This window comes from Streptomyces sp. NPDC041124, from assembly GCF_055592385.1.
On the sequence record NZ_JBVIYR010000001.1, the window covers coordinates 132,218 to 154,149 of the forward strand.

The 21,932-nt window shown below is 71.7% G+C and carries 24 protein-coding genes; 11 read left to right on the forward strand and 13 right to left on the reverse strand.

Translation table 11 applies throughout. The features are described from left to right. Nucleotides 1–502 precede the first annotated feature (502 nt). Together ACZ6A9_RS00630 and ACZ6A9_RS00635 are read left to right on the forward strand one after the other, a co-directional pair. On the forward strand, nucleotides 503–1,375 hold the full coding sequence (locus ACZ6A9_RS00630; protein ID WP_468975905.1) for a DUF4097 family beta strand repeat-containing protein: 873 nt from the start codon (nucleotides 503–505) through the stop codon (nucleotides 1,373–1,375). Between the two features lies 1 nt (nucleotide 1,376). Then, entirely contained in the window at nucleotides 1,377–2,426 is a 1,050-nt protein-coding gene (locus ACZ6A9_RS00635; protein ID WP_468975907.1) for a helix-turn-helix transcriptional regulator, read from the forward strand. A gap of 7 nt (nucleotides 2,427–2,433) precedes the next feature. On the opposite strand, the gene ACZ6A9_RS00640 is transcribed toward ACZ6A9_RS00635, so the two are convergent. From ACZ6A9_RS00640 to ACZ6A9_RS00655, 4 genes are all read right to left on the reverse strand, one after another. Further along, a complete protein-coding gene (locus ACZ6A9_RS00640) occupies nucleotides 2,434–3,003 on the reverse strand; it encodes a Clp protease N-terminal domain-containing protein (protein ID WP_468975910.1) in 570 nt (189 codons plus the stop codon). After that, the gene (locus tag ACZ6A9_RS00645) at nucleotides 3,003–3,212 is read right to left on the reverse strand and encodes an HTH domain-containing protein (protein ID WP_030860301.1); all 210 of its coding nucleotides are present in this window, start codon (nucleotides 3,210–3,212) and stop codon (nucleotides 3,003–3,005) included. The genes ACZ6A9_RS00640 and ACZ6A9_RS00645 overlap by 1 nt, the downstream gene beginning before the upstream one ends. Before the next feature lie 102 nt (nucleotides 3,213–3,314). Beyond that, a complete protein-coding gene (locus tag ACZ6A9_RS00650) occupies nucleotides 3,315–4,280 on the reverse strand; it encodes a zinc-binding dehydrogenase (protein WP_468975912.1) in 966 nt (321 codons plus the stop codon). 180 nt (nucleotides 4,281–4,460) lie between these two features. Then, nucleotides 4,461–5,699 (reverse strand): NAD(P)-dependent malic enzyme, encoded by a 1,239-nt coding sequence (locus tag ACZ6A9_RS00655; RefSeq protein ID WP_468975915.1) that lies wholly within the window; start codon nucleotides 5,697–5,699, stop codon nucleotides 4,461–4,463. Nucleotides 5,700–6,279: 580 nt separating this feature from the next. Between ACZ6A9_RS00655 and ACZ6A9_RS00660 the strand changes: the two genes are divergently transcribed. From ACZ6A9_RS00660 to ACZ6A9_RS00670, 3 genes are read left to right on the forward strand one after another with little or no spacing between them, the layout of a single operon-like run. Further along, a complete protein-coding gene (locus ACZ6A9_RS00660; protein ID WP_468975917.1) occupies nucleotides 6,280–7,242 on the forward strand; it encodes an ABC transporter substrate-binding protein in 963 nt (320 codons plus the stop codon). A 32-nt stretch (nucleotides 7,243–7,274) separates the two neighbouring features. Beyond that, on the forward strand, nucleotides 7,275–8,213 hold the full coding sequence (locus ACZ6A9_RS00665; protein WP_468975920.1) for an amino acid ABC transporter permease: 939 nt from the start codon (nucleotides 7,275–7,277) through the stop codon (nucleotides 8,211–8,213). Then, complete coding sequence (locus ACZ6A9_RS00670; protein ID WP_468975922.1) at nucleotides 8,210–9,016, forward strand: amino acid ABC transporter ATP-binding protein; 807 nt, start codon at nucleotides 8,210–8,212, stop codon at nucleotides 9,014–9,016. Before ACZ6A9_RS00665 ends, ACZ6A9_RS00670 begins: the two co-directional genes overlap by 4 nt. Before the next feature lie 63 nt (nucleotides 9,017–9,079). Here the strand turns inward: ACZ6A9_RS00670 and ACZ6A9_RS00675 are convergent, their stop codons facing one another. Further along, entirely contained in the window at nucleotides 9,080–9,850 is a 771-nt protein-coding gene (locus ACZ6A9_RS00675; protein WP_468975924.1) for a class I SAM-dependent methyltransferase, read from the reverse strand. Between the two features lie 100 nt (nucleotides 9,851–9,950). Here ACZ6A9_RS00675 and ACZ6A9_RS00680 point away from each other — a divergent pair, with 100 nt between their 5' ends. Next, on the forward strand, nucleotides 9,951–10,583 hold the full coding sequence (locus tag ACZ6A9_RS00680; RefSeq protein ID WP_468975927.1) for a CGNR zinc finger domain-containing protein: 633 nt from the start codon (nucleotides 9,951–9,953) through the stop codon (nucleotides 10,581–10,583). Here ACZ6A9_RS00680 and sodX read toward each other — a convergent pair. Then, a complete protein-coding gene (sodX, locus tag ACZ6A9_RS00685; RefSeq protein WP_468975929.1) occupies nucleotides 10,484–10,921 on the reverse strand; it encodes a nickel-type superoxide dismutase maturation protease in 438 nt (145 codons plus the stop codon). The genes ACZ6A9_RS00680 and sodX overlap by 100 nt on opposite strands. A gap of 146 nt (nucleotides 10,922–11,067) precedes the next feature. Between sodX and sodN the strand changes: the two genes are divergently transcribed. The 5 genes from sodN to ACZ6A9_RS00710 all read left to right on the forward strand — a co-directional run bounded on the left by sodN (nucleotide 11,068) and on the right by ACZ6A9_RS00710 (nucleotide 14,325). After that, nucleotides 11,068–11,463 carry a superoxide dismutase, Ni gene (gene sodN / locus ACZ6A9_RS00690; RefSeq protein WP_023546844.1) on the forward strand — a complete coding sequence of 132 codons (396 nt, stop codon included), beginning with the start codon at nucleotides 11,068–11,070 and terminating at the stop codon, nucleotides 11,461–11,463. A gap of 163 nt (nucleotides 11,464–11,626) precedes the next feature. Then, nucleotides 11,627–12,697 (forward strand): protein kinase family protein, encoded by a 1,071-nt coding sequence (locus ACZ6A9_RS00695; RefSeq protein WP_468975932.1) that lies wholly within the window; start codon nucleotides 11,627–11,629, stop codon nucleotides 12,695–12,697. Nucleotides 12,698–12,727: 30 nt separating this feature from the next. Then, the gene (locus ACZ6A9_RS00700) at nucleotides 12,728–13,150 is read left to right on the forward strand and encodes a helix-turn-helix transcriptional regulator (protein ID WP_468975935.1); all 423 of its coding nucleotides are present in this window, start codon (nucleotides 12,728–12,730) and stop codon (nucleotides 13,148–13,150) included. Between the two features lie 9 nt (nucleotides 13,151–13,159). Next, nucleotides 13,160–13,585: a VOC family protein gene (locus tag ACZ6A9_RS00705; protein WP_468975937.1), complete on the forward strand. Its 426-nt coding sequence runs from the start codon at nucleotides 13,160–13,162 to the stop codon at nucleotides 13,583–13,585. Further along, nucleotides 13,582–14,325, forward strand: coding sequence for a VOC family protein (locus ACZ6A9_RS00710; protein ID WP_468975939.1), 744 nt, complete (start codon nucleotides 13,582–13,584; stop codon nucleotides 14,323–14,325). The genes ACZ6A9_RS00705 and ACZ6A9_RS00710 overlap by 4 nt, the downstream gene beginning before the upstream one ends. 302 nt (nucleotides 14,326–14,627) lie before the next feature. Here ACZ6A9_RS00710 and ACZ6A9_RS00715 read toward each other — a convergent pair whose 3' ends face one another. The 7 genes from ACZ6A9_RS00715 to ACZ6A9_RS00745 all read right to left on the reverse strand — a co-directional run bounded on the left by ACZ6A9_RS00715 (nucleotide 14,628) and on the right by ACZ6A9_RS00745 (nucleotide 21,827). Next, complete coding sequence (locus ACZ6A9_RS00715; protein WP_468975942.1) at nucleotides 14,628–15,212, reverse strand: dihydrofolate reductase family protein; 585 nt, start codon at nucleotides 15,210–15,212, stop codon at nucleotides 14,628–14,630. 163 nt (nucleotides 15,213–15,375) lie between these two features. Further along, nucleotides 15,376–15,813: a hypothetical protein gene (locus ACZ6A9_RS00720; RefSeq protein ID WP_468975944.1), complete on the reverse strand. Its 438-nt coding sequence runs from the start codon at nucleotides 15,811–15,813 to the stop codon at nucleotides 15,376–15,378. A 3-nt stretch (nucleotides 15,814–15,816) separates the two neighbouring features. Further along, nucleotides 15,817–17,520: an aa3-type cytochrome oxidase subunit I gene (gene ctaD, locus ACZ6A9_RS00725; protein ID WP_468977888.1), complete on the reverse strand. Its 1,704-nt coding sequence runs from the start codon at nucleotides 17,518–17,520 to the stop codon at nucleotides 15,817–15,819. 133 nt (nucleotides 17,521–17,653) lie between these two features. Continuing rightward, nucleotides 17,654–18,190, reverse strand: a complete 537-nt coding sequence (locus ACZ6A9_RS00730) for a hypothetical protein (RefSeq protein ID WP_468975947.1) — start codon at nucleotides 18,188–18,190, stop codon at nucleotides 17,654–17,656. 159 nt (nucleotides 18,191–18,349) lie between these two features. Further along, complete coding sequence (locus ACZ6A9_RS00735) at nucleotides 18,350–18,991, reverse strand: GNAT family N-acetyltransferase (RefSeq protein ID WP_468975950.1); 642 nt, start codon at nucleotides 18,989–18,991, stop codon at nucleotides 18,350–18,352. Between the two features lie 186 nt (nucleotides 18,992–19,177). Further along, the gene (locus ACZ6A9_RS00740) at nucleotides 19,178–20,287 is read right to left on the reverse strand and encodes a family 2 encapsulin nanocompartment cargo protein polyprenyl transferase (protein WP_468975953.1); all 1,110 of its coding nucleotides are present in this window, start codon (nucleotides 20,285–20,287) and stop codon (nucleotides 19,178–19,180) included. 133 nt (nucleotides 20,288–20,420) lie between these two features. Continuing rightward, complete coding sequence (locus tag ACZ6A9_RS00745; RefSeq protein ID WP_468975955.1) at nucleotides 20,421–21,827, reverse strand: family 2B encapsulin nanocompartment shell protein; 1,407 nt, start codon at nucleotides 21,825–21,827, stop codon at nucleotides 20,421–20,423. Nucleotides 21,828–21,932: the final 105 nt, after the last annotated feature.

Here is a 21,932-nt window from a genome sequence, read left to right on the forward strand (position 1 = left end):
CGACGGCACCCCGCAAGCGCCGGGCCGTGCCACACCCCCGGCCCGCACCAGACTCCGCGCCCCCGCCGCCAGTCATGCCGCACCCCCTCACGCCCGCGTCCGCGCCCCCGCATTCCCGCGCCTCCCCGCATTCCCGCGCCTCCCCGCATTCCCGCGCCTCCCCGCATTCCCGCGCGTTCCCGCGCCCCGCGTTCCCGCGCCCCGCGTTCCCGCGCCCCGCGTTCCCGCGGGCAGTCGTGCCGCAGGGCGGCACGGGTGGGCGCGACGGCACCCCGCAAGCGCCGGGCCGCGCGACACCCCCGGCTCGCACCAGACTCCGCGCCCCCGCCGACGCAGGCTCACCCGCCCGGCTCGCCAGGCTCCGGCACCGGCACCGGCACCGGCACCGGCACGGTTCACCACAACGAGCACCTTGACTTTCCGCGACCGCGATATATCGTGAATCACGTAAGACGCGATATGACGCGTCACGCCCAACGGGTGCAACCAGGAGGCCGTCACCATGCCCGAGTCGTCCGTAGCGGAGCCCACCAAGCTCACCTTCGACGCCCCCGTGACCGAACTCCACGTGCGCATCGTCAACGGCACGGTGAACGTCGTGGGCACCGACGAAGGTTCCGCCCGCCTGGAGGTCTCCGAGATCGAGGGCCCGCCCCTGATCGTCACCCAGAGGGACGGCACCCTCACGGTGGCCTACGACGACCTGCCCTGGAAGGGCTTCCTCAAGTGGCTCGACCGCAAGGGCTGGCGCCGCAGCGCGGTGGTCTCCCTCGCCGTCCCCGCCCGGACCCGCGTCGAGGTCGGCGTGGTCGGCGCCACCGCCGTCGTCTCCGGCATCCGCGGCCCCGCCGCGGTCAAGGGTGTCGCCGGCGACACCACCCTCGTCTCCCTCTCCGGACCCGTCCGCGCCGACACCGTCTCCGGCAGCGTGGAGGCCCAGTCCGTCACCGGCGACCTCCGCTTCGCCTCCGTCTCCGGCGACCTCACCGTCGTCGAGGGCTCCGGCCCCTCCGTGCGGGCGGACACCGTCAGCGGCTCCATGATCGTGGACCTCGACCCGGACGGCCCCACCGACGTCAGGCTGACCAGCGTCTCCGGCGAGATCGCCATCCGGATGCCCGACCCGGCGGACGCCGAGGTCGAGGCGAACACCGCCAGCGGCGCGATCTCCAACGCCTTCGACGACCTCCGGGTCCAGGGCCTGTGGGGCGCCCACAAGCTCACCGGCCGGCTGGGCGCGGGCAGCGGCACACTGCGGGCCACCACCGTCTCCGGTTCGATCGCCCTGCTGCGCCGCCCGCCCCGGGAGGACGAGCCGGACCCGCGGGACGCCACGGGAGACAATGACGGTACGACCGACAAGAAGGTGCTCTGACATGCCCCCCGTCTTCGCCCACGGACGCCTCCGCCTCTACCTGCTGAAGCTGCTGGACGAGGCACCGCGTCACGGCTACGAGGTGATCCGCCTCCTCGAGGAGCGCTTCCAGGGGCTGTACGCGCCCTCGGCGGGCACGGTCTACCCGCGGCTGGCCAAGCTGGAGGCGGAAGGCCTGGTCACCCACACCACCGAGGGCGGCCGCAAGGTGTACTCCATCACGGACGCCGGCCGGGCCGAGCTGGCCGACCGCAGCGCCGAACTGGCCGACTTGGAACTGGAGATCAGGGAGTCGGTCGCCGAACTCGCCGCGGAGATCCGGGCCGACGTCAGCGGCGCGGCAGGTGATCTGCGCCGCGAGATGCGCGCCGCGGCCGGCAAGGCCCGCCAGCCCCGCGGCGCCGGCGCGTCCGCCGAGGAGGAGGGCCCCTTCGGTGACTTCGCGGCCTTCGGTGACAAGGACGCCTGGCGCGCCGCCAAGGAGGAGATGCGCCGCGCCAAGCAGGAGTGGAAGGAACAGGCCCGGCGCGCCAAGGACGAGAGCCGCCGCTCCCGCGAGGAGGCCCAGCGCGCCCGCCGGCAGGCCAAGGAGGCCCAGGACAGGGCGCAGGAGGAGGTCCAGCGCATCATGCGGCAGGTCCAGGACCAGGTGCAGGGGCACTTCGCCCGGGGCGACTGGCCGACGGGGCTGCGCGAAGGGCTCGGTGAACTCGCCAAGGAGATGGGCGGCTTCGGCAAGGACTTCGCCTTCGGCCGCACCGGCACCGGCACCGGCACCGGCGCCTCCGGCATGGACTCCGAGCCGGATTACTCCCACACCCCGGAGGACTTCCCCGCCGACTACACCCCGCCGTGGGCGCACGAGGACGCCGCCGGCTCCACCGGCGACCCGGCCCGCGATCTGGACCGGCTGCTGGACCGCTTCCGGGACGACATCCGGGACGCGGCCCGCGACCACGGAGTCACCGGCGACCAGCTGCGCGACGCCCGTCGCCATCTGTCCACGGCGGCGGCGCGGATCGGGTCGCTGCTGCGGACCCCGAAGGGCTGAGCCGCCGTCAGCCCGCCGCCCTGGCCTCGCCGCCCTCCCCGTACAGGAGCCGGGTCACGGACTCGTACGTCACCCCGTGGTCGGCGAGGACCTCGGCGGGGACGCCGGGGCGGGCGGTGAGGGCGAGCAGGAGGTGCTGGTCGCCGATGCGCCGGTCCCGTAGGGCGGTGGCGGCGCGCAACGCCCCGGTCAGGACGTCCTTGGCCTCCTGCTCGAAGGGGCGGTGCCCCGACCACCGGCCGCCGCCCCGACAGTCGGAGGACAACGCCCCGGCCCCGTGCGCCTCCTCCACCCGGGCCACGATCTCCGGCACATGGATCCCCAGCCCGGCGAGGGCGTCCGTCTCGGCCTGGGTCAGCCCGCCCCGCCGGCGGGCCAGCTCCAGCGCCTCCCGCACCGACTCCCGCCGTCCGTCGAGCCCGAGGGCCGCCAGCGCGAAGGAGGCCCTGCTGCCCTCCCGGTCGAGGAGGGCCAGCAGCAGGTGCCCGGCGTCCACCCGGCGGGCACCCACCCGCTCCGCATGGGCGACCGCCGCCTTCACCACGTCCCGGGCGTCCTTCGTGAACCGCTCGAACATCAATGCCTCCCGTACTTCTTGTGCACGGCCTGCCTGCTGACCCCGAGTTCGGTGGCGATCTCCTGCCACGACCAGCCCTGGTTGCGCGCGTTGCGCACCTGGACGGTCTCCAGTTGCTCCAGCAGCCTGCGCAGCGCGGCGACGGCCCGCAGGCCGACCCGTGGATCACGGTCGCCCGCCCGCTCGGCGAGATCGGTTGCCTCAGTCATGATGTCAACGTACGTTGACAGAACTGCCGTCGTCAACCTCAGTTGACACACCGACGGCCAGCCCGGTGATCCGGACCGGCCGTCGACGCGAACCCGCGCCCCTCAGTGACCGGTGAGCACGATCTTCCCGAAGAGTCCCCCGTCCGCCATCCGCTCGAAGCCCTCCCGGGCCCGGTCCAGGGGCAGGACCTCGTCGATGACGGGACGTACGCCTGTGGCGGCGCAGAAGGAGAGCAGATCCTCCAGCTCGTCCTTGGTCCCCATCGTGGAGCCGACGATCTTCAGCTCCAGGAAGAAGACGCGGGTCAGCTCGGCGTGCGAGGGCCGGTCACCACTGGTGGCCCCGGAGATCACCAGCGTGCCGCCGGGGCGCAGCGACTTCACCGAGTGGGACCAGGTGGCGGCCCCCACGGTCTCGATGACGGCGTCGACCCGCTGCGGCAGCCGCGCACCGGGCTCCACGGCCTCCACGGCACCGAGTTCGAGCGCCCGCTTGCGCTTGGCCTCGTCCCGGCTGGTGGCGAAGACGCGCAGCCCGGCGGCCTTGCCGAGCACGATCGCGGCGGTCGCGACCCCGCCCCCGGCGCCCTGCACCAGGACGGAGTCACCGGGCCGCACCCCGGCGTTGGTGAACAGCATCCGGTAGGCGGTGAGCCACGCGGTCGGCAGGCAGGCGGCCTCCTCGAAGGAGAGCTCCTTCGGCTTGGGCAGGATGTTCCAGGTGGGCACGGAGACCTGCTCGGCGAAGGTGCCCTGGTAGCGCTCGGTCAGGATGGACCGGGGCTCCCTGGGCCCGACCCCGTGACCGCTCTGGCCGATCACGGAGTGCAGGACGACCTCGTTGCCGTCCGCGTCGACACCGGCGGCGTCGCAGCCGAGGATCATCGGCAGCTTGTCCTCCGCGAGGCCGACGCCCCGCAGGGACCAGAGGTCGTGGTGGTTGAGGGAGGCGGCCTTGACCGTGACGGTGCTCCAGCCGGGCCGGGTCTCGGGAGCGGGACGCTCCCCCGACTCCAGACCGTTGAGCGGCTGGTCGCGGTCGATTCGGGCGGCGTAGACGGCGAACATGACCTTGACGATAGGTCCCGGGCCCGCCCTGGGGAACCAGGGCCCGCTGTGAGACACGCCCTCTTGCCAGCCGCCCGGCCGTGCCACGGCAGCCCCGCCGTCCACTCGACCGGCGGCACGGCAGGTGAAAAGAACCGGCCCCGTCCCACGGGGGACGGGGCCGGCGGGGAGGCACGCGCCTCAGCGGCGGGCGACACCCTCCGCCCGGGCGGCAGCGGCGACCGCCGCCGTCACCGCGGGGGCGACCCGCTCGTCGAACGGGGAGGGGATGACGTAGTCGGCGGCGAGATCGTCACCGACCACCGAGGCCAGCGCCTCGGCCGCCGCCAGCTTCATCCCTTCGGTGATGCGGGAGGCCCGCACCTGCAGCGCTCCCGCGAAGATCCCGGGGAACGCCAGCACGTTGTTGATCTGGTTGGGGAAGTCCGACCGTCCGGTGGCCACGACCGCCGCGTACTTGTGCGCGACCTCCGGGTGCACCTCCGGGTTCGGGTTGGCCATGGCGAAGACGAACGCGCCCTCGGCCATCGACGCCACCGCCGACTCCGCCACCGTGCCGCCGGAGACACCGATGAACACGTCGGCGCCGGCCAGCGCCGACTCCAGCGTCCCGGAGAGACCGGCCTTGTTGGTGAACGACGCCAGCTCCGCCTTGATCGGCGTGAGGTCCTCGCGGTCCCGCGAGACGACGCCCTTGCGGTCCGCCACGGCGACGTCGCCGATGCCGGCCTCGACCAGCATCTTGGCGATCGCGACGCCCGCGGCGCCCGCGCCCGAGATCACGGCCCGCAGCTCACCCAGCGTGCGCCCGCTCAGCCGCGCCGCGTTCCGCAGCGCCGCCAGCGACACGACCGCCGTGCCGTGCTGGTCGTCGTGGAAGACCGGGATGTCCAGCCGCTCCTGCAGCCGCCGCTCGATCTCGAAGCACCGGGGCGCCGAGATGTCCTCCAGGTTCACCCCGCCGAAGGACGGGGCGAGACGGACCACCGTCTCGACGATCTCGTCGACGTCGGTGCAGTTCAGCGCGAGCGGGACCGCGTCCACGCCGCCGAACTGCTTGAAGAGGATGGCCTTGCCCTCCATCACCGGGAGGGAGGCCTCGGGTCCGATGTCCCCGAGTCCGAGCACGGCCGTGCCGTCGGTCACGACGGCGACGACCTGCGACTTCCACGTGTAGTCGTGGACGAGGTCCGGCTGCTCGGCGATCGCGCTGCACACCTTCGCGACGCCGGGCGTGTAAGCCAGGGACAGATCGTCCTTGTCGCGGATCGGCACGGTGGCCTGCACAGCCATCTTGCCGCCGCGGTGCAGCGCGAACGCCGGGTCGAAGGAATCCAGGGGCTCTGCCCCGCTCTCCGGTTCCTGGTGACCGTTCCGGTTTTCGCTGTCGCTGCGAGGATTGACAATCTCCGCTGCCACTTGGTTTTACCCCTTAAGTATTTACGGTTGAGGGTTGCCACTCCTGGTGAGGGGTGGGCGGGACCGCGCAAGGCCCGGAGGGATGATGCGTACGGGCCGAACACGACGGGCGCGCCGCACACGCGCCCTCGAGCCCCGGATGAGGGGTGTAAAGAACCTTCTTACCGGACGGACGCCTTCGGCGACGAGTCCATAACGTCAAGGTCACATGCCGACTCCCGGAATCATCGTCCGATATCAGGACAAGACCTGGACGAACCGCCAGCAAGCCCACAACCGCACCAAAGGCCACGGCAGCCACTTCCGTGACACGGGCCAGGCCGAAGATCTTCCGGCCGGAATGGAGGATTCCCGCAGACTGTCCGGTCGCTATGGAGCGGACCACTCCGGTTCGCGCGTCACCCGTTATCCGATTTTGACATCGCGAGCCCCCTGAACGGAGCAGTCCGAATGGCAAGATGCGGTCATCACACGAGGTCGCGACACTCGAAGGCGTGTGCTCTCGACGAACCATGGCGAGGCCGTTCAGGCCGTCGCCGGCCCCATCGGCAACTCCACCCATCCGCCGGAGGAACCCACCATGACCGCAAGCACCACCCGTCGTACCACCGCCGCACGCTCCCGGATTGCAGCGGTCGGCGCGATCGCGGTCGCAGGCGCACTGCTTCTCACCGGCTGCGGTGACCAGACCAAGGACACCGGCTCGGACAGCGGCGACACCCAGGCGGGGAACTCCGCCCCGCTGGCCGACAAGCTCCCGAAGGAGATCCGCGACAAGGGCGTCGTCAAGGTCGGCTCCGACATCGCGTACGCCCCGGTCGAGTTCAAGGACGACTCCGGCAAGGTCGTCGGCATCGACCCCGACCTCGCCGACGCCATGGGCAAGCAGCTCGGCGTGAAGTTCGAGTTCGAGAACGGCACCTTCGACACGCTGATCACCGGTCTGCGCTCGGGCCGCTACAACATGGCCATGTCGGCGATGACCGACACCAAGGACCGCCAGGACGGCGTCGACTCCGAGACCGGCAAGAAGGTCGGCGAGGGCGTCGACTTCGTCGACTACTTCACCGCCGGTGTCTCGATCTACACCAAGAAGGGCGACGACCAGGGCATCAAGACCTGGGCCGACCTGTGCGGCAAGAAGATCGTGGTGCAGCGCGGCACGGTCTCGGAGGACCTGGCCAAGGCCGAGTCCGAGAAGTGCCCGGCCGGCAAGAAGATCACCATCGAGGCCTTCGACAACGACCAGCAGGCGCAGACCCGTCTGCGCGCGGGCGGCGCCGACGCCGGCTCCTCCGACTTCCCGGTCGCCGCGTACGCGGTGAAGACCTCCGGCGGCGGCAACGACTTCCAGCTGGTCGGCGAGCAGGTCGAGGCCGCCCCGTACGGCATCGCGGTCGCCAAGGGCGACACGCAGCTGCGGGACGCCCTCCAGGCCGCGCTGGACGCGATCATCGCCAACGGCGAGTACAAGAAGATCATGGACAAGTGGGGCGTCGCCGAGGGCGCCGTCGACAAGGCCACCATCAACGGTGGCAAGTGACCGCGGCGACGCGGCACTGAAAGGCAACACCCGTGACTGCTGACATCGACAAGACGACGGGTCCGGCCGACACGCCCCCCGCCGGACCGGAGGCCATCAAGGCCGTCCCGGTCCGGCACTACGGGCGGTACATCACCGCCGTCGTCGCACTGGCCCTGCTGGTCGGGGTCGTGTACGCGTTCTCCCAGGGCAAGATCAACTGGGGCACGATCCCCGACTACTTCTTCGACGACCGCATCCTCAGCGGCCTCGGCAAGACCCTGCTGCTCACCCTGCTGGCCATGGCGATCGGCATCGTCGGCGGCATCATGCTGGCCGTGATGCGCCTGTCGAAGAACCCGGTGACCTCGTCGATCGCGTGGTTCTACATCTGGTTCTTCCGCGGCACCCCGGTCCTGGTGCAGCTGATCGTCTGGTTCAACCTGGGCCTGGTCTTCGAGTACATCAACCTCGGGCCGTTCTACAAGGACGAGTGGTCGGACTTCATGACCCCGTTCCTGACCGCCCTGCTGGGCCTCGGCCTCAACGAGGCCGCCTACATGGCGGAGATCTGCCGGGCCGGCCTGCTCGCGGTCGACGAGGGCCAGACCGAGGCGTCGCACGCCCTGGGCATGAGCCACGCGAAGACCCTGCGCCGGATCGTCATCCCGCAGGCGATGCGCGTGATCGTGCCGCCGACGGGCAACGAGGTCATCAACATGCTGAAGACGACCTCGCTGGTGTCGGTCGTCCAGTATCCCGAGCTGCTGCGCGCCGCCCAGGACATCGGCCAGACCTCCGGCGCCCCGGCCGAGATGCTGTTCCTCGCGGCCGCCTGGTACCTGCTGGTGACGTCCCTCTTCAGCGTCGGCCAGTACTACATCGAGCGCCACTACGCCAAGGGCACCACCCGCCAGCTGCCGCCGACACCGTGGCAGAAGGTCAAGGCCAGCACGTTCTCCTTCGGCCGCCCGAAGGGAGGCACGGCATGAGCGAGAAGCTCAGCAAGACGGACGCGCCCGTGAAGGGCACGGACGTCCCCATGGTCAAGGCGGAGGGCGTCCACAAGTCCTTCGGTCACGTCGAGGTCCTCAAGGGCATCGACCTGGAGGTGAAGACCGGCGAGGTGTTCTGCCTCATCGGCCCCTCCGGCTCCGGCAAGTCGACCTTCCTCAGATGCATCAACCACCTGGAGAAGATCAACGCCGGCCGTCTGTACGTCGACGGCGATCTGGTGGGCTACCGCCAGAAGGGCGACAAGCTGTACGAGCTCAAGGACAGCGAGGTCGCCCTCAAGCGCCGGGACATCGGCATGGTCTTCCAGCGCTTCAACCTGTTCCCGCACCTGACCGCGGTCGAGAACGTCATGGAAGCGCCCGTGCAGGTCAAGGGCGTGGCCAGGGCGAAGGCCAGGGAGCGCGCGATGCAGCTCCTGGAGCGGGTGGGCCTCGGTGACAAGACCGGCAACTACCCCTCGCAGCTCTCCGGCGGCCAGCAGCAGCGGGTGGCGATCGCGCGGGCGCTCGCCATGGACCCCAAGCTGATGCTCTTCGACGAGCCGACCTCGGCCCTCGACCCGGAGCTGGTCGGTGACGTCCTCGACGTCATGCGCGACCTCGCCGAGTCGGGCATGACGATGGTCGTCGTCACCCACGAGATGGGCTTCGCCCGCGAGGTGGGCGACAGCCTGGTCTTCATGGACGGCGGCGTGGTGGTCGAGTCCGGCGACCCGCGCCAGGTGCTGACCGACCCGCAGCACGAGCGCACCAAGTCGTTCCTTTCCAAGGTGCTCTGACCGCGGGAACGCGCACGGCGAAGGGGCGGTACGGATCCTCCGTACCGCCCCTTCCCGCGTCCGCTACTTCAGGGCCAGCAGCAGGGTGTCCGACGGCGAGCACCACACCGGGCGCGCCTCGCCGAAGCCCTTCTCCCGCAGTACGCGCGCGTGCCACGCGGCCGACGGCATGTCTCCCTCGGCGTGCTCGCCGTAGATCTCGAACCGGCGGGCCGTGGGCCGCGCGAGGACCGGGTCCTGCGCGGCGAGCCGCCACCACTCGGACCAGTCGAGGGCCCCTTCGGCCCTGGCCCGGTCCATGCGGGCGTGCCGCTGGGCGCGCTCGGCCGCGTTGATCCGGGGCGTGGCCTCGTCGATCATGTGGTCCGCGTTCATGAAGACGCCGCCGTCGCGGACCAGGCCCGCGACGTGCCCGTAGAGGTCCGCGAGAGGTTCGCTGTGCAGCCAGTGGAGTGCGGTGGCGGTCAGCACGGCGTCGTAGGAGTCGTGCGGCAGCGCCTCGGCCCAGCCGGGGTCCTTGAGGTCGGCGGTGACGAAGGTGACCCGCTCGTCCCCCGCGAAGGTGCCCTCGGCGATGGCGAGCAGCGCCGGGTCCAGGTCGACGCCGGTGCTGGTGGCCTCGGGGAGGCGGGCGAGCAGGCGGGCGGTGATGCTGCCGGTGCCGCAGGCCAGGTCGAGCACGCGCGGGGCGGTCCCGACGAGGGCCTCGACCATGTCGAGCATGACCCGGAACCGCTCCTCGCGGTCGGGCATGTACCACTCCTGCTGCCGGTCCCAGCTCTCCTGCCAGGCGTGCCAGTCGGCGGCGGCCGTGGTGGTGTGCGCGTCCGTCATCGAGCCCCTCCCTCGTCTCCGTCACGTAATACCCTTGCAGCACGACCGTCTATTACCCGACCGCACGCACGACCATAGAGCCCCTGCGTAAGGACTACAAGTGGAACTGGCCTATTACTCGGACTATGCCGTACGCCTCGTCAACACCGAGGAGCCGGCCCGGGGCAAGGACACGCTCACCTCGGTCGAGGCGGTCCGCGACCTGTTCGGCGGGAACCAGTCGGCCGCCCGGCGCGCCACCGACGCAGACGTGACACGGTTCCGCTCGGTCCGGGCCAGGCTCCGCTCGGTCTTCGAGGCGGCGGACGGCGGGGACGAGACGCTCGCGGTCGACCTGCTGAACTCCCTGCTGCTGGAGTTCCCCGTCAGCCCGCAGATCTCCGGCCACGACTTCCGCGACGACGACGGCCGCCCGCTGTGGCACATGCACCTCGCCGATCACCCGTCCAACGCGACGGCGGGCTACGCCGCCATCGCCGCGATGGGCCTCGCCTTCCACCTCACCGAGTACGGCGTGGACCGGCTCGGACTGTGCGAGGCGTCGCCCTGCCGCAACGCCTACCTGGACACCTCGACCAACCGCTCGCGCCGCTACTGCTCCGACCGCTGCGCGACCCGCGCCAACGTGGCCGCCTACCGCGCACGCAAACGCCTGGAGGCCGACCGGACGGAGAACACGGGCCGCGCCGACGACAGCGCCCACCCCACCACGGCCAGCGGCGAGCGCACCTGAGACGTGCGCGGCCGGTAGCGGAAGCGGACCCGGCCCAGCACCAGCTCGTCCGGCACCACTCCGTAGTCGGTGCTGTCACCGCCCGCGTAGCTGTTGTCCCCCAGCACCCACCAGCCGCCGTCCCGCCGCTCGGCGGCCCGCTTCACCACGAGCAGGTCCTGCTGGAACGGATGCCGCAGCACGATCACGTCACCGCGTCTGACCCGTGCGCCGTAGTGCACCAGCAGCCGGTCCCCGTGGTGCAGCGTCGGCACCATCGACGGCCCGGTCACCTCGGCCACCCCGAAGGGCAGCGGCGGCCTCGCCCGCTCGGCGTCCTGCGACGGCAGCTCCGGCATCTCCCGGCACCTCCCCGGTTCTTACTCCACCAGTCTCAGTCTCACCCCGGACTTTTGTCCTAAGCCCGCGGGGGCACCCGCGAAAAGCCGTCCGCCACGGAGTAATGTCCACGGTGAGAAGACGATCACGAGGAAGGAAACGCTCCATGCTTTCCCGCCTGTTTGCCCCCAAGGTCAAGGTCAGCGCCCACTGCGACCTGCCCTGCGGCGTGTACGACCCGGCCCAGGCCCGCATCGAGGCGGAGTCGGTGAAGGCCGTCCAGGAAAAGATGGCCGGCAACGACGACCCGCACTTCCAGGCCCGTGCCACGGTCATCAAGGAGCAGCGCGCCGAGCTGGCGAAGCACCACGTCTCCGTGCTGTGGAGCGACTACTTCAAGCCGCCGCACTTCGAGAAGTACCCGGAGCTGCACCAGCTGGTCAACGACGCCCTGAAGGCCCTGTCGGCCGCCAAGGCGTCGACGGACCCGGCCACCGGCCAGAAGGCGCTGGACTACATCGCCCAGATCGACAAGATCTTCTGGGAGACCAAGAAGGCCTGACCTTCGTGCCTTGCGACCTGCGATTCCTTACGTTTTGCAGCGTCCCTCCACCCGCACCCGGCCCGCGGAACGCCGCCCACGGCACCTCCGACGGTCCGGGTGCGGTCCGTTGCGCCGACCGGGTCCGTACGACGGCGCGGGGGCGGTAGTGGGGTGGCCCGACATGTCGCGCGCCGCCCGGCTGCGCGCTCACGGCGCCGTCTCCGCGTCGCTGGCCCGGCTCGGTGACCGGGCCCTGCGCGAGCTGGTGGACGAGGCCGTGCCGGCCGGTGCCGGCATCGGCGGGACGGCGGCCGTGACGGAGGTCGCCGGGACGCCGGTGTTCGTGAAGCGGGTGCCTCTCACGGGCCTGGAACTGCGGCCGGAGCACGTCCGGTCCACGGCGGACCTCTTCGGGCTGCCCCTCTTCTGCCACTACGGCGTCGGCGCCCTCGGCGGGCCGGGCTTCGGGGCCTGGCGTGAACTCGCCGCGCACACCCTGACGACCGGCTGGGTGCTGGCGGCGGAGCACGAGGGATTCCCCCTGATGTACCACTGGCGGGTGCTGCCGGACGTCACACCCCTGCCCGAGGAACTGGCCGACGTCGACCGTGCCGTCGCCTACTGGGGTGGCGGGCCGGCGGTGCGCCGCCGGATCCGTGCCCTGGAGGAGTCCCGGGCCGGTCTGACGCTGTTCCTGGAGTACATCCCGCAGAACGTGCACCAGTGGCTGGGCGCCCGGGTCGCGGCGGGGGGCGAGACCGCGGGCCGGGCCTGCGCCCTGGTGGAGCGGCAGCTCGCGGACGGCGTCGCGTTCATGAACGGCCGCGGGCTGCTGCACTTCGACGCGCACTTCGAGAACGTCCTGACCGACGGCCGGCGCCTCTACTTCGCGGACTTCGGGCTCGCCGTCTCCTCCCACTTCGAGCTGTCGGCCGCGGAGGCCGCGTTCGTCGGCGGACACCGGACGTACGACCGCTGCTACACCGCGGCCCACCTGGTGAACTGGCTCGTCACCGCCCTGTACGGGTACCGGCCGGACGACCGGGAGGGCCGGTACGCGCTGATCCGCGACTTCGCGGCGGGCAGGCGTCCCGCGGGCGTCCCGGAGGAGGCCGCGGCGATCCTCGCCCGGCACGCGCCGGTCGCCGCGGTGATGTCCGGCTTCACCCGCGCCTTCCGCGACCGGAGCAGGCGCACACCGTACCCGGTGGAGGAGTTCCGCCGGCTCGGCGTCACGGCGGACGGACCGTGAAGGGCCGGGCGGGCATGGGATGCTGGGGGGATGGATCTGGACGATCTGAGGCGTCTGCGGCGGGCCCGGGACCGGATGGACCGGGAGTACGCCGAACCGCTGGACGTCTCCGGGCTGGCGCGGACCGCGCTGATGTCCCCCGGGCACTTCCAGCGCAGTTTCCGCGCGGCGTACGGGCAGACGCCGTACGCCTATCTCATGACCCGGCGGGTCGAGCGGGCCAAGGCGCTGCTGCGGCGCGGTGATCTGACGGTGACGGAGGTGTGCCTCGCGGTGGGCTGCACCTCGCTCGGTTCGTTCAGTTCGCGCTTCACCGAGCTGGTCGGTCAGACGCCGAGCGCGTACCGGGCCCGGTCGCACGAGGAGAGCGCGGTGATCCCGCCGTGTGTGGCACGGACGTACACCCGCCCGGTGCGCGGCAGGACGCGGGCCGATCCGGGGGAAACCTTCTAACGTGGCGGTATGGACACAGGAACGGACGCGAGACTCGCCCAGTGCTTCATCGCCGTCGACGATCACGACAAGGCGCTGTCCTTCTACCGCGACGTGCTGGGGCTCGAGGTCCGCAACGACGTCGGGTTCGAGGGGATGCGGTGGGTGACGGTCGCCTCGCCGGACCAGGACGTGGAGATCGTCCTGGAGCCGCCCGCGGCGAATCCGGACGCCTCCCCCGGTGACAGGCAGGCCATGGCGGAGCTGCTCGCCAAGGGCATGCTGCGGGGGGTCAACTTCACCACCACCGACTGCGACGCCCTCTTCGAGCGCGTCCGGGCCGCGGGCGTCGACGTGATCCAGGAGCCCGCGGACCAGCCGTACGGGGTGCGGGACTGCGCGTTCCGCGACCCGGCGGGGAACATGCTGCGCTTCATGGAACGCCCCGGCCGGTGACCGTCCGCTGGACGTACGCCTTCCTCGACCGGCCCGGCACGGCGGCCGACCGGGCGGGTGCGTTCTGGGCTGCCGTCACGGGTACGCGGCTGTCCGAACCGAGCGGCGGACACGGGGAGTTCGTGACGCTGTCGGTGGACGGCGCGGATGCCTGCGCGGGGGTGCAGCGCCTCGTCTCGGGTGAGGGCGGGGTGCATCTCGACCTCTCCGTGGAGGACATCCCGGAGTTCGTCGCGGCGGCCCGGCGGCTGGGTGCGGGGACGGTCGCCGAGCACGAGGGCTGGACGGTCCTGCGGTCGCCGGCCGGGCAGTTGTTCTGCGCGATCCCCTGGCACGGGGAGTCGGTGCGGCCACCCGTCGCGTACGGCAGCCGGCTGGACCAGGTGTGCCTCGGCATCCCGCCGTCCCGCTACGACGAGGAAGTCACCTTCTGGAGCGCGCTGTTGTCCGACTGGGACTCCGTGCCCGGCTCGCTGCCGGAGTTCCGTGTGGTCCGGCCGCCGGCCGGGCTGCCGGTGCGCTTCCTGCTGCAGCGGACCGAGGACGAGCGGCCCGTCTCCGCCCATCCGGATCTGGCCTGCGCCGACGTCGCCGCCACCCGCGCACGGCACGAGGGACACGGGGCCCTGACCGTCGCCGAGTTCGGCCACTGGACGGTGATGCGCGACCCCACGGGCGGTGTCTACTGCCTGACCGGCCGCGATCCGTGGACGGGCATGCTCGTCGCCCCGTCGGGCTGATCGAACGCGTGGAGGCATCCGGTGGTCACCGCGCCGTCCCCGGCGTCCGGCGGCGGTGCGGGGAGCGGGCACCGGGTCTCCCGGTGCTCCGGGAGACCCGGGGGCGGGACCGGGCCGCGTCTCCTCCCAGCCGATGGGGGGCGGCGGCTCGGCCGGGTCCCGCAACCGCCACGTCGCTCCGCCGGCGAGGAGCACCACGGCCGTCCGGACGCCTGTCGCCCACCGCCACACCGCGCGGCGTCTGTTCCCCCCTTCCCTTCATGACGCGACGTCAGCGCGCGGCTCCCGGCCGGGCCGGCCCTTCACCGCTTCCTGCCGTACGTGCGCACCACCACGCCGTTGCCGAACGCGCGTACCGAGTCCAGGGTGAACTCCGTGACGGAGAAGGCGGAGGCGAACATCGGCATCCCGGACCCCTGCACGACGGGATAGCTCTTGATGACCAGTTCGTCGACCTCGTCGGCCAGCACGCCGGCGAGCTGCGCTCCGCCGCAGAGGTAGATGTCGTACGCGCTGTCCTCCGCCTTCAGCGCGCGCACCCGGCCGACCACGTCGTCCGCGACGATCTCGACGTTCGGGTCGGGCGATGGGGCGAGGGTGCGGGAGGCGACGTACTCGCGCAGGTGGGCGTAGGGGCTGGTGATGCCCTCCTTGAGGGCCAGGTCGTAGCTGGCCCGGCCCTGGATGACCGTGTCGAACCGCTTGTTCGGCAGGTCGTCGATGCCGAGCTGTCTGCGGCCGGGGCTCGTGATGGTCTCCGGGTACTCCGAGGTGAGGTAGCCGAGGAACTCCTCGTCGACGAAGGGGTACATGTACGACGCGTCGCCCTCCGGGTCTCCGATGAAGCCGTCGATGGAGCAGGCGATGAAGTAGGTGAGCTTGCGCAACGCGGTCTCTTCCCGTAGGCGGCACTCGCTGTGAACAACTCCAGTTGTAGTACTCCGCCCGTAGTGGTCGCAAGCGCTTTTCGGGACCGCACCCCAGTGGGGGAATGTCCTTCCGCATGGGTGCGCCCGCCTACGCGGGTCGGCGGGCGGGTCACCGCCGGGCCTATCCCGGCAGCCCCCGGCCGGCCGTCAGCAGGAGCAGGACCGTGACCATGACGGGAGCGACGGCCGCGGTGACGGCCACCGCACGAGGCCGGTGGCGGGCGGTGGCGGGCAGCGGGACGTGCGGCAGGCCCGCCCACTGCCGGGCCGCCTCGCGCTGCTCGGCGGCTCGTGTCACGGCGGCACGGACGCGCAGTGCGGTGGCGGCCGGGCCGCCCACTGCCGCCACCACCGCGGGCGTCCACCACGCCGTGGTCACGAGCAGCGCCACGGCGACCGCGGCGAGCGTGCCCCAGCCGGCGAGGCAGGCGAGCGCCGCGGTACGGCGGGAGCGCGGACGGTCGGCTCCGGCGCGCAGATCGGCGAGGGCGGGCAGGTACCAGACGCTGCCGGCGGCGGTCACCGCCGTGCAGCCCAAGGCGAGTACGGGCTGCGGCACGGCTCACCGCTCCGTCTCGAGCGCGGCGATCTCCGGGTGGTGCAGGTCGAACGCCGGGGACTCGCTGCGGATCCTCGGCAGGCTGACGAAGTTGTGCCGCGGCGGCGGGCAGGAGGTCGCCCACTCCAGGGAGCGGCTGTACCCCCAGGGGTCGTCGACGCCGACCGGCTTGCCGTACTTGGCCGTCTTCCAGATGTTGTAGAAGAACGGCAGGATCGACATGCCGAGCAGGAACGACCCGATCGAGGACAGGGTGTTCAGAGCGGTGAAGCCGTCGGCCGCGAGGTAGTCGGCGTAGCGGCGCGGCATCCCCTCGACGCCCAGCCAGTGCTGGACGAGGAAGGTCAGGTGGAAGCCGGCCGTGAGGGTCCAGAAGGTGATCTTGCCGAGGCGTTCGTCGAGCATCTTGCCGGTGAACTTCGGCCACCAGAAGTGGAATCCGGCGAACATCGCGTACACGACCGTGCCGAAGACGGTGTAGTGGAAGTGCGCGACGACGAAGTACGTGTCGGAGACGTGGAAGTCGAGCGGGGGCGAGGCCAGCAGCACACCGGTCAGGCCGCCGAAGAGGAAGGTGACCAGGAAGCCCACCGTCCACAGCATCGGCGTCTCGAAGGAGAGGCTGCCCTTCCACATGGTGCCGATCCAGTTGAAGAACTTCACGCCCGTCGGCACCGCGATCAGCATCGTCATGAAGGCGAAGAACGGCAGCAGCACACCGCCCGTGACGTACATGTGGTGCGCCCACACCGTCACCGACAGCCCGGCGATGGCGATCGTCGCGCCGATCAGGCCCATGTAGCCGAACATGGGCTTGCGGGAGAAGACCGGGATCACCTCGGAGACGATGCCGAAGAACGGCAGCGCCAGGATGTACACCTCGGGATGGCCGAAGAACCAGAACAGGTGCTGCCACAGCAGCGCCCCGCCGTTGGCCGAGTCGAAGATGTGGCTGCCGAACGTGCGGTCGCACTCCAGCGCGAACAGCGCCGCCGCCAGGACCGGGAACACGATCAGCACCAGCAGCGCCGTCAGCAGTACGTTCCAGGTGAAGATGGGCATGCGGAACATCGTCATCCCGGGTGCCCGCATGCAGATGATCGTGGTGATGAAGTTGACCGCGCCGAGGATCGAGCCGAAGCCGGACAGGGCCACGCCCATGATCCACAGATCGGCGCCGATGCCCGGTGAGTAGATCTCGTTGGACAGCGGCGCGTACAGGAACCAGCCGAAGTCGGCCGCGCCCCCGGGCGTGAGGAACCCTCCGGCGGCGATCACGGAGCCGAACAGGAACAGCCAGAACGCCAGCATGTTCAGCCGGGGGAACGCCACGTCGGGCGCCCCGATCTGCAACGGCATGATCCAGTTCGCGAACCCGGTGAACAGCGGCATCGCGAACATCAGCAGCATGATCGAACCGTGCATCGTGAACGCCTGGTTGAACTGCTCGTTCGACATGATCTGCGTGCCGGGTCGGGCGAGTTCGGCGCGCATCACCAGCGCCATCACCCCGCCGACGACGAAGAACACGAAGGCGCTGACCAGGTACAGCGTGCCGATCTTCTTGTGGTCGGTGGTCGTCAGCCAGTCCACCCACGCGGCCCGGCCCGCCGCGGGCGCTCCCGCGACGTCTCCTCGGTGGGCCACGGCCACCGCGCCAGGTGCCGGACGGGCCCCGTCCCGCTCCGCGGTGCTCACCTGGTCCATGCGTATCTCATCCACCGGATGTCTTCCTCCCCAGCTGTTTCGCGCGCCCCATGATCGGCGGCGGGAGGAGGGGCCCGCATGGGTCGAAGGGGCCCTGTGCGGGTCCCGGACCGGGGGCCGATGGTCCCTGTGTTCAGTCCGGTCCGGCGGCCGGCCGCACCGCCTGCCGGGCGGCGCCCTCGGGCCACACGATCTCCACCGGGACGCCCCGTGCGCGGGCATAGGTCACCAGATGGGCCGTGGCGTCGCGGCCGTCGGACGGTGAGCCGTCCCAGACCGCCAGCAGGAGCCCGCCGGCCGCGACGAGACGCTCGTCGGCGCCGATGCAGGAGGCGCGGTCCACCGGGTCGTAGGCCACCAGGCGCACCTGGTCGGCGAGGGTGAGCAGTTCACCGGTCGCCATCCGGTCGTGCGGGGGTGGCATGGCCGGCACCCCGGCCCGGGTCGGGATCACCACGGCCAGCGGGCAGCCCGACGCCCGCGCGGCCCGGCCGGACGCCAGGGGCGTCCCGGCGCCCGTGCGCACCGTGGCCATGCCGCCGCGGTCCGGGTGGCCTGCCAGCCGGGCCCGCAGCGCGGCCTCCACCAGCGGGACGGCGTCCGGGGCAAGATCCGCGTGCCCCACCACCACGATGTCCCCGTCCGTCCCGCCGCCGCCCGCCGCGCTCATCGTGCTCCCGCCGTCTCGTCGTCCGCCCCCCGCCGCACCGCTCGGTGCGGCCGACGGGCGCTGGTCGCGAGCCAGTGAAGTCCGCACGGTCGTCGGCGACCAGGGCCGAACGTCCCTTTCGCGCCCGGACGGGGCGGGAGGACGGCTGTGGGGCTTCTCCTAGTCCTGGTGGCCGGAGCCCGCGGGCCGGGGCTCACGCCACATCGGCCACATGAACGGGCCCTCCGGCAGGGCCAGGGGCTCACCGGCGGCCTCGAAGCCGAGGCGTTCGTACAGCAGACGGCTGCGCTCGTTGCTCGCCTCCAGGTAGGCCGCCCGCCCCTCCCGGTCGCAGCGGTCCAGGACGGAACCGATCAGTGCGCTGCCGAGGCCCTCGCCCTGACGGCCGGGGGTGACGCCGATCATCCACAGGTACTCGTGGGCCCGGCCCGAGGGGTGGACGGCCGCCGTGAGCCGGCCGATCAGCTCCACCCGCTCGTTGTCGGGGTCGACGTCCTGGCGCGTCCGCGCGAAGCCGTCGTCCTCCGGGCGGTCCCCCGCACCGGCTTCGGCGTCGGCGGAGTCCTCCGCGGGGACGGACATCCACAGGGCACAGGCGGAGCCGTCCTCGGTGATGTCGATGCGTCCGTCGGCGAGCACGACGTCGGTGAAGGCCGCCATGAGCTTGTGGTGCGTCGCACGGCGGTACTCCCGGCCCGGGAAGACCCAGCCGCTGACCGGGTCGTCCTGGAACGCCTCGTCCAGGAGGCGGACTATCAGCTCCCGGTCGTCGTCCCCAGCCGTCCGGATCGCCACACCCATGTCCGCCCCTCCACCTCAACCGTCGTTACCCGTACGGGCGTTGACCCTATAGGGGGTCGGCCGCCGAGAGGGCGGGCCCCGCACATCGTGGGGAAGTGCGGGACCCGCCGGGCCGGATCCCCGGTGCCGTGCGGAGTCAGGAGCCGCACGGCACGGGTGGTCCGGGGACAGGGGGACGGCGGGCCGTCAGGTACTGCGCCGGGTCACGAACTCGGCGAGGGCCAGCAGCCCACCCGCCGCCTCCGGGTCGGGCACCGCACGGGCCACGGCCTGCATCGCCCGGGCCATCCGGTCGGCCGCCTCGGACTGGGCCCAGTCCCGGCCGCCCGCGCGTTCCACGGCACGGACGATGTGTTCCAGGTCCTCCTTTCGGTGAGGGGTGGCGTACACCGAGGCGAGTTCGGCGGCCGCCGGGGTGCCGGAGGTGAGCGCGGCCACCACCGGCAGGGACTTCTTGCGGGCGGCCAGGTCCGCACCGGCCGGCTTGCCGGTGCGGCGCGGATCGCCCCAGGTGCCGATCACGTCGTCGATGAGCTGGAAGGCCAGCCCCGCCTCCCGGCCGAACGCGTCGAGCGCCCTCACGTCCGCCTCCCCGGCGTCCGCGTACAGGGCCCCGATCGCACAGGCGCAGCCCAGCAGTGCTCCGGTCTTCGCCTCGGCCATGGCGAGCGTCTCGGCGAGGGTGACCTCGCCGGGGGCACGCCGTTCCAGGTCGGTGTCCGCGTGCTGCCCCGCGCACAGCTCGATCACGCAGTCGGAGAGCCGGGCCGACGCGGCACGGGCCGCCGGGTGCGGGTCCTCGGCGAGCAGCCGCAGGGCGAGCGCCTGGAGGGCGTCCCCCGCGAGGATCGCGCCGGCGTCCCCGAACACCGTCCATGCGGTCGGCCGGTGCCGGCGGGTGGTGTCCCGGTCCATCACGTCGTCGTGCAACAGCGTGAAGTTGTGGACCAGTTCCACGGCCGCCGCCGCCCGCACGGCGGCCGCCCGGGCGGTGGGGCCGCCCGCCGCACCGGCCGCGGCGAGCACCAGGGCGGGGCGGATGGCCTTGCCCGACCCTCCGTGGGCCGCCGTGCCGTCCGCGTCCTCCCAGCCGAAGTGGTGGAGCGCGATCCGGCGCATGGGTCCGGGCAGTGAGTCCAGGGCGGTCCGCAGCACCGGGTCGACCGCGGCCCGGGCCCGGTCCAGCAGCACCGTCGCCTCGTGCCCGTCCCCGGCACGCTGCTCCGGCACCGTGGGGCCTTCGCGGGCAATCCCCGCCGCACGCCCCGTCTGCGGTTCCGTGATGAACTCCGTCATCGGCTTCCCCCTTGCACCGGCTCGGTGGAGGAGCGGAGGAACGGCGCCTGCGCGCCCGTCGAGCACGTTCCTCGGAGGTCTACCCGCCCCGGCGACCGGGGACACGGCACACGGCACGGGCGCTCGCGGACGGTCACCGCCAGCGGCCGATCTCGACGTCCTCCAGGACACCCAGCGCGTCCGGTACCAGGACCGCGGCCGAGTAGTAGGCCGTGACCAGGTACTTGATGATGGCTTGTTCGTTGATGCCCATGAACCGCACGGACAGGCTCGGCTCGATCTCGTCGGGGATACCGGTGGCCCGCAGACCGATGACGCCCTGGTCCTCCTCGCCGGTGCGCAGGGCGATGATGGAGGTCGTACGGGCCTCGGTCACCGGGATCTTGTTGCACGGGAAGATGGGCACCCCCCGCCAGGTCGGGATGCGGTTGCCGCCCATGTCGACAGTCTCCGGGACGAGTCCCCGCCTGTTGAGCTCGCGGCCGAACGCGGCGATCGCGCGCGGGTGGGCGAGCAGCAGCCTGGTCCCGCGCCGCCGGCTGAGCAGCTCGTCCAGGTCGTCGGGGCCCGGCACCCCGTCGTGCGGCTGGATCCGCTGGTCGTACTCGCAGTTGTGGAGCAGACCGAAATCGCGGTTGTTCACGAGTTCGTGCTCCTGGCGCTCCTTCAGCGCCTCCACCGTCAGCCGCAGCTGCTGTTCCGTCTGGTTCATGGGCTGGTTGTAGAGGTCGGCCACGCGGGAGTGGATGCGCAGCACGGTCTGGGCGACGCTGAGTTCGTACTCGCGGGGCCTGGCCTCGTAGTCGACGAAGGTGTGCGGGATGTCCGGCTCCCCGCTGTGACCGGACGCGAGGTCGATCTCCTTCTCGCCGTACTTGTTGGTGCGCTGCCCGGGTACCTCGATGCGCCGGCGGAGGTGCTCGCGCAGGCCCTCCGACCGCTCGGCGACCTGCTCGACCGCCTCGCGGGGCAGCACCAGGACCGTGCAGGCGGTGAGGGTGCGGGCCGTGTACTCCCAGATGGCGTCCTCGCCCCGCAGCGCCTGCTCGCCGAAGTAGGCGCCGTCGGCGAGGACCCCGAGGGACTCGTCCTGGCCGTAGGGGCCGGTGCCGATCCGCTCCACACGGCCGTGCGCCAGCAGGTACACCTCGTCGGCCGGACTGCCGAAGGAGGCGATCACCTGGCCGGCCTCGATCTCCCGCTGCCGGCAGCGGGAGGCCAGTTCCGCCAGCACCTCCTCGTCCTCGTACGACCGCAGTGCGGGAAGCTCGCCCAGCTCCGCCGGGACGATCTCGACGCGGTCGCCGGTCTTCACGAACGTCATCCGGCCATCACCCACGGCGTACGTCAGCCGCCGGTTCACCCGGTACGTACCGCCCTGCACATCGACCCAGGGCAGCATGCGCAGCAGCCAGCGCGAGCTGATCTCCTGCATCTGCGGCACGGACTTGGTCGTGGTGGCCAGGTTCCGCGCGGCGGCCGTACCGAGGCTCTGCTGCTGCCCGGCCTGCTCCGTGCGGACCTCTTCGCCTACCGACATAAGGAATTGCCCTCCCCAATGGTGGTGCACGTCCGGCCTCGCCGGACGTCGCCCTGCGCGATCAAGCGTTCCTCACGCAGCGTGCCCGCGCCATTACCCGATCGA

Excerpts from the sequence above, each read along its gene's own strand:
- sodN (WP_023546844.1), top strand. The coding sequence starts at position 11,068 with ATGCTTTCCCGCCTGTTTGCCCCCAAGGTCAAGGTCAGCGCCCACTGC.
- ACZ6A9_RS00705 (WP_468975937.1), top strand. The coding sequence starts at position 13,160 with ATGGACACAGGAACGGACGCGAGACTCGCCCAGTGCTTCATCGCCGTC.
- ACZ6A9_RS00660 (WP_468975917.1), top strand. The coding sequence starts at position 6,280 with ATGACCGCAAGCACCACCCGTCGTACCACCGCCGCACGCTCCCGGATT.
- ACZ6A9_RS00645 (WP_030860301.1), bottom strand. The coding sequence starts at position 3,212 with ATGACTGAGGCAACCGATCTCGCCGAGCGGGCGGGCGACCGTGATCCA.
- ctaD (WP_468977888.1), bottom strand. The coding sequence starts at position 17,520 with ATGGACCAGGTGAGCACCGCGGAGCGGGACGGGGCCCGTCCGGCACCT.
- ACZ6A9_RS00640 (WP_468975910.1), bottom strand. The coding sequence starts at position 3,003 with ATGTTCGAGCGGTTCACGAAGGACGCCCGGGACGTGGTGAAGGCGGCG.
- ACZ6A9_RS00740 (WP_468975953.1), bottom strand. The coding sequence starts at position 20,287 with ATGACGGAGTTCATCACGGAACCGCAGACGGGGCGTGCGGCGGGGATT.
- ACZ6A9_RS00695 (WP_468975932.1), top strand. The coding sequence starts at position 11,627 with ATGTCGCGCGCCGCCCGGCTGCGCGCTCACGGCGCCGTCTCCGCGTCG.
- ACZ6A9_RS00670 (WP_468975922.1), top strand. The coding sequence starts at position 8,210 with ATGAGCGAGAAGCTCAGCAAGACGGACGCGCCCGTGAAGGGCACGGAC.
- ACZ6A9_RS00730 (WP_468975947.1), bottom strand. The coding sequence starts at position 18,190 with ATGAGCGCGGCGGGCGGCGGCGGGACGGACGGGGACATCGTGGTGGTG.
- ACZ6A9_RS00630 (WP_468975905.1), top strand. The coding sequence starts at position 503 with ATGCCCGAGTCGTCCGTAGCGGAGCCCACCAAGCTCACCTTCGACGCC.
- sodX (WP_468975929.1), bottom strand. The coding sequence starts at position 10,921 with ATGCCGGAGCTGCCGTCGCAGGACGCCGAGCGGGCGAGGCCGCCGCTG.
- ACZ6A9_RS00675 (WP_468975924.1), bottom strand. The coding sequence starts at position 9,850 with ATGACGGACGCGCACACCACCACGGCCGCCGCCGACTGGCACGCCTGG.
- ACZ6A9_RS00635 (WP_468975907.1), top strand. The coding sequence starts at position 1,377 with ATGCCCCCCGTCTTCGCCCACGGACGCCTCCGCCTCTACCTGCTGAAG.
- ACZ6A9_RS00700 (WP_468975935.1), top strand. The coding sequence starts at position 12,728 with ATGGATCTGGACGATCTGAGGCGTCTGCGGCGGGCCCGGGACCGGATG.
- ACZ6A9_RS00650 (WP_468975912.1), bottom strand. The coding sequence starts at position 4,280 with ATGTTCGCCGTCTACGCCGCCCGAATCGACCGCGACCAGCCGCTCAAC.
- ACZ6A9_RS00735 (WP_468975950.1), bottom strand. The coding sequence starts at position 18,991 with ATGGGTGTGGCGATCCGGACGGCTGGGGACGACGACCGGGAGCTGATA.
- ACZ6A9_RS00745 (WP_468975955.1), bottom strand. The coding sequence starts at position 21,827 with ATGTCGGTAGGCGAAGAGGTCCGCACGGAGCAGGCCGGGCAGCAGCAG.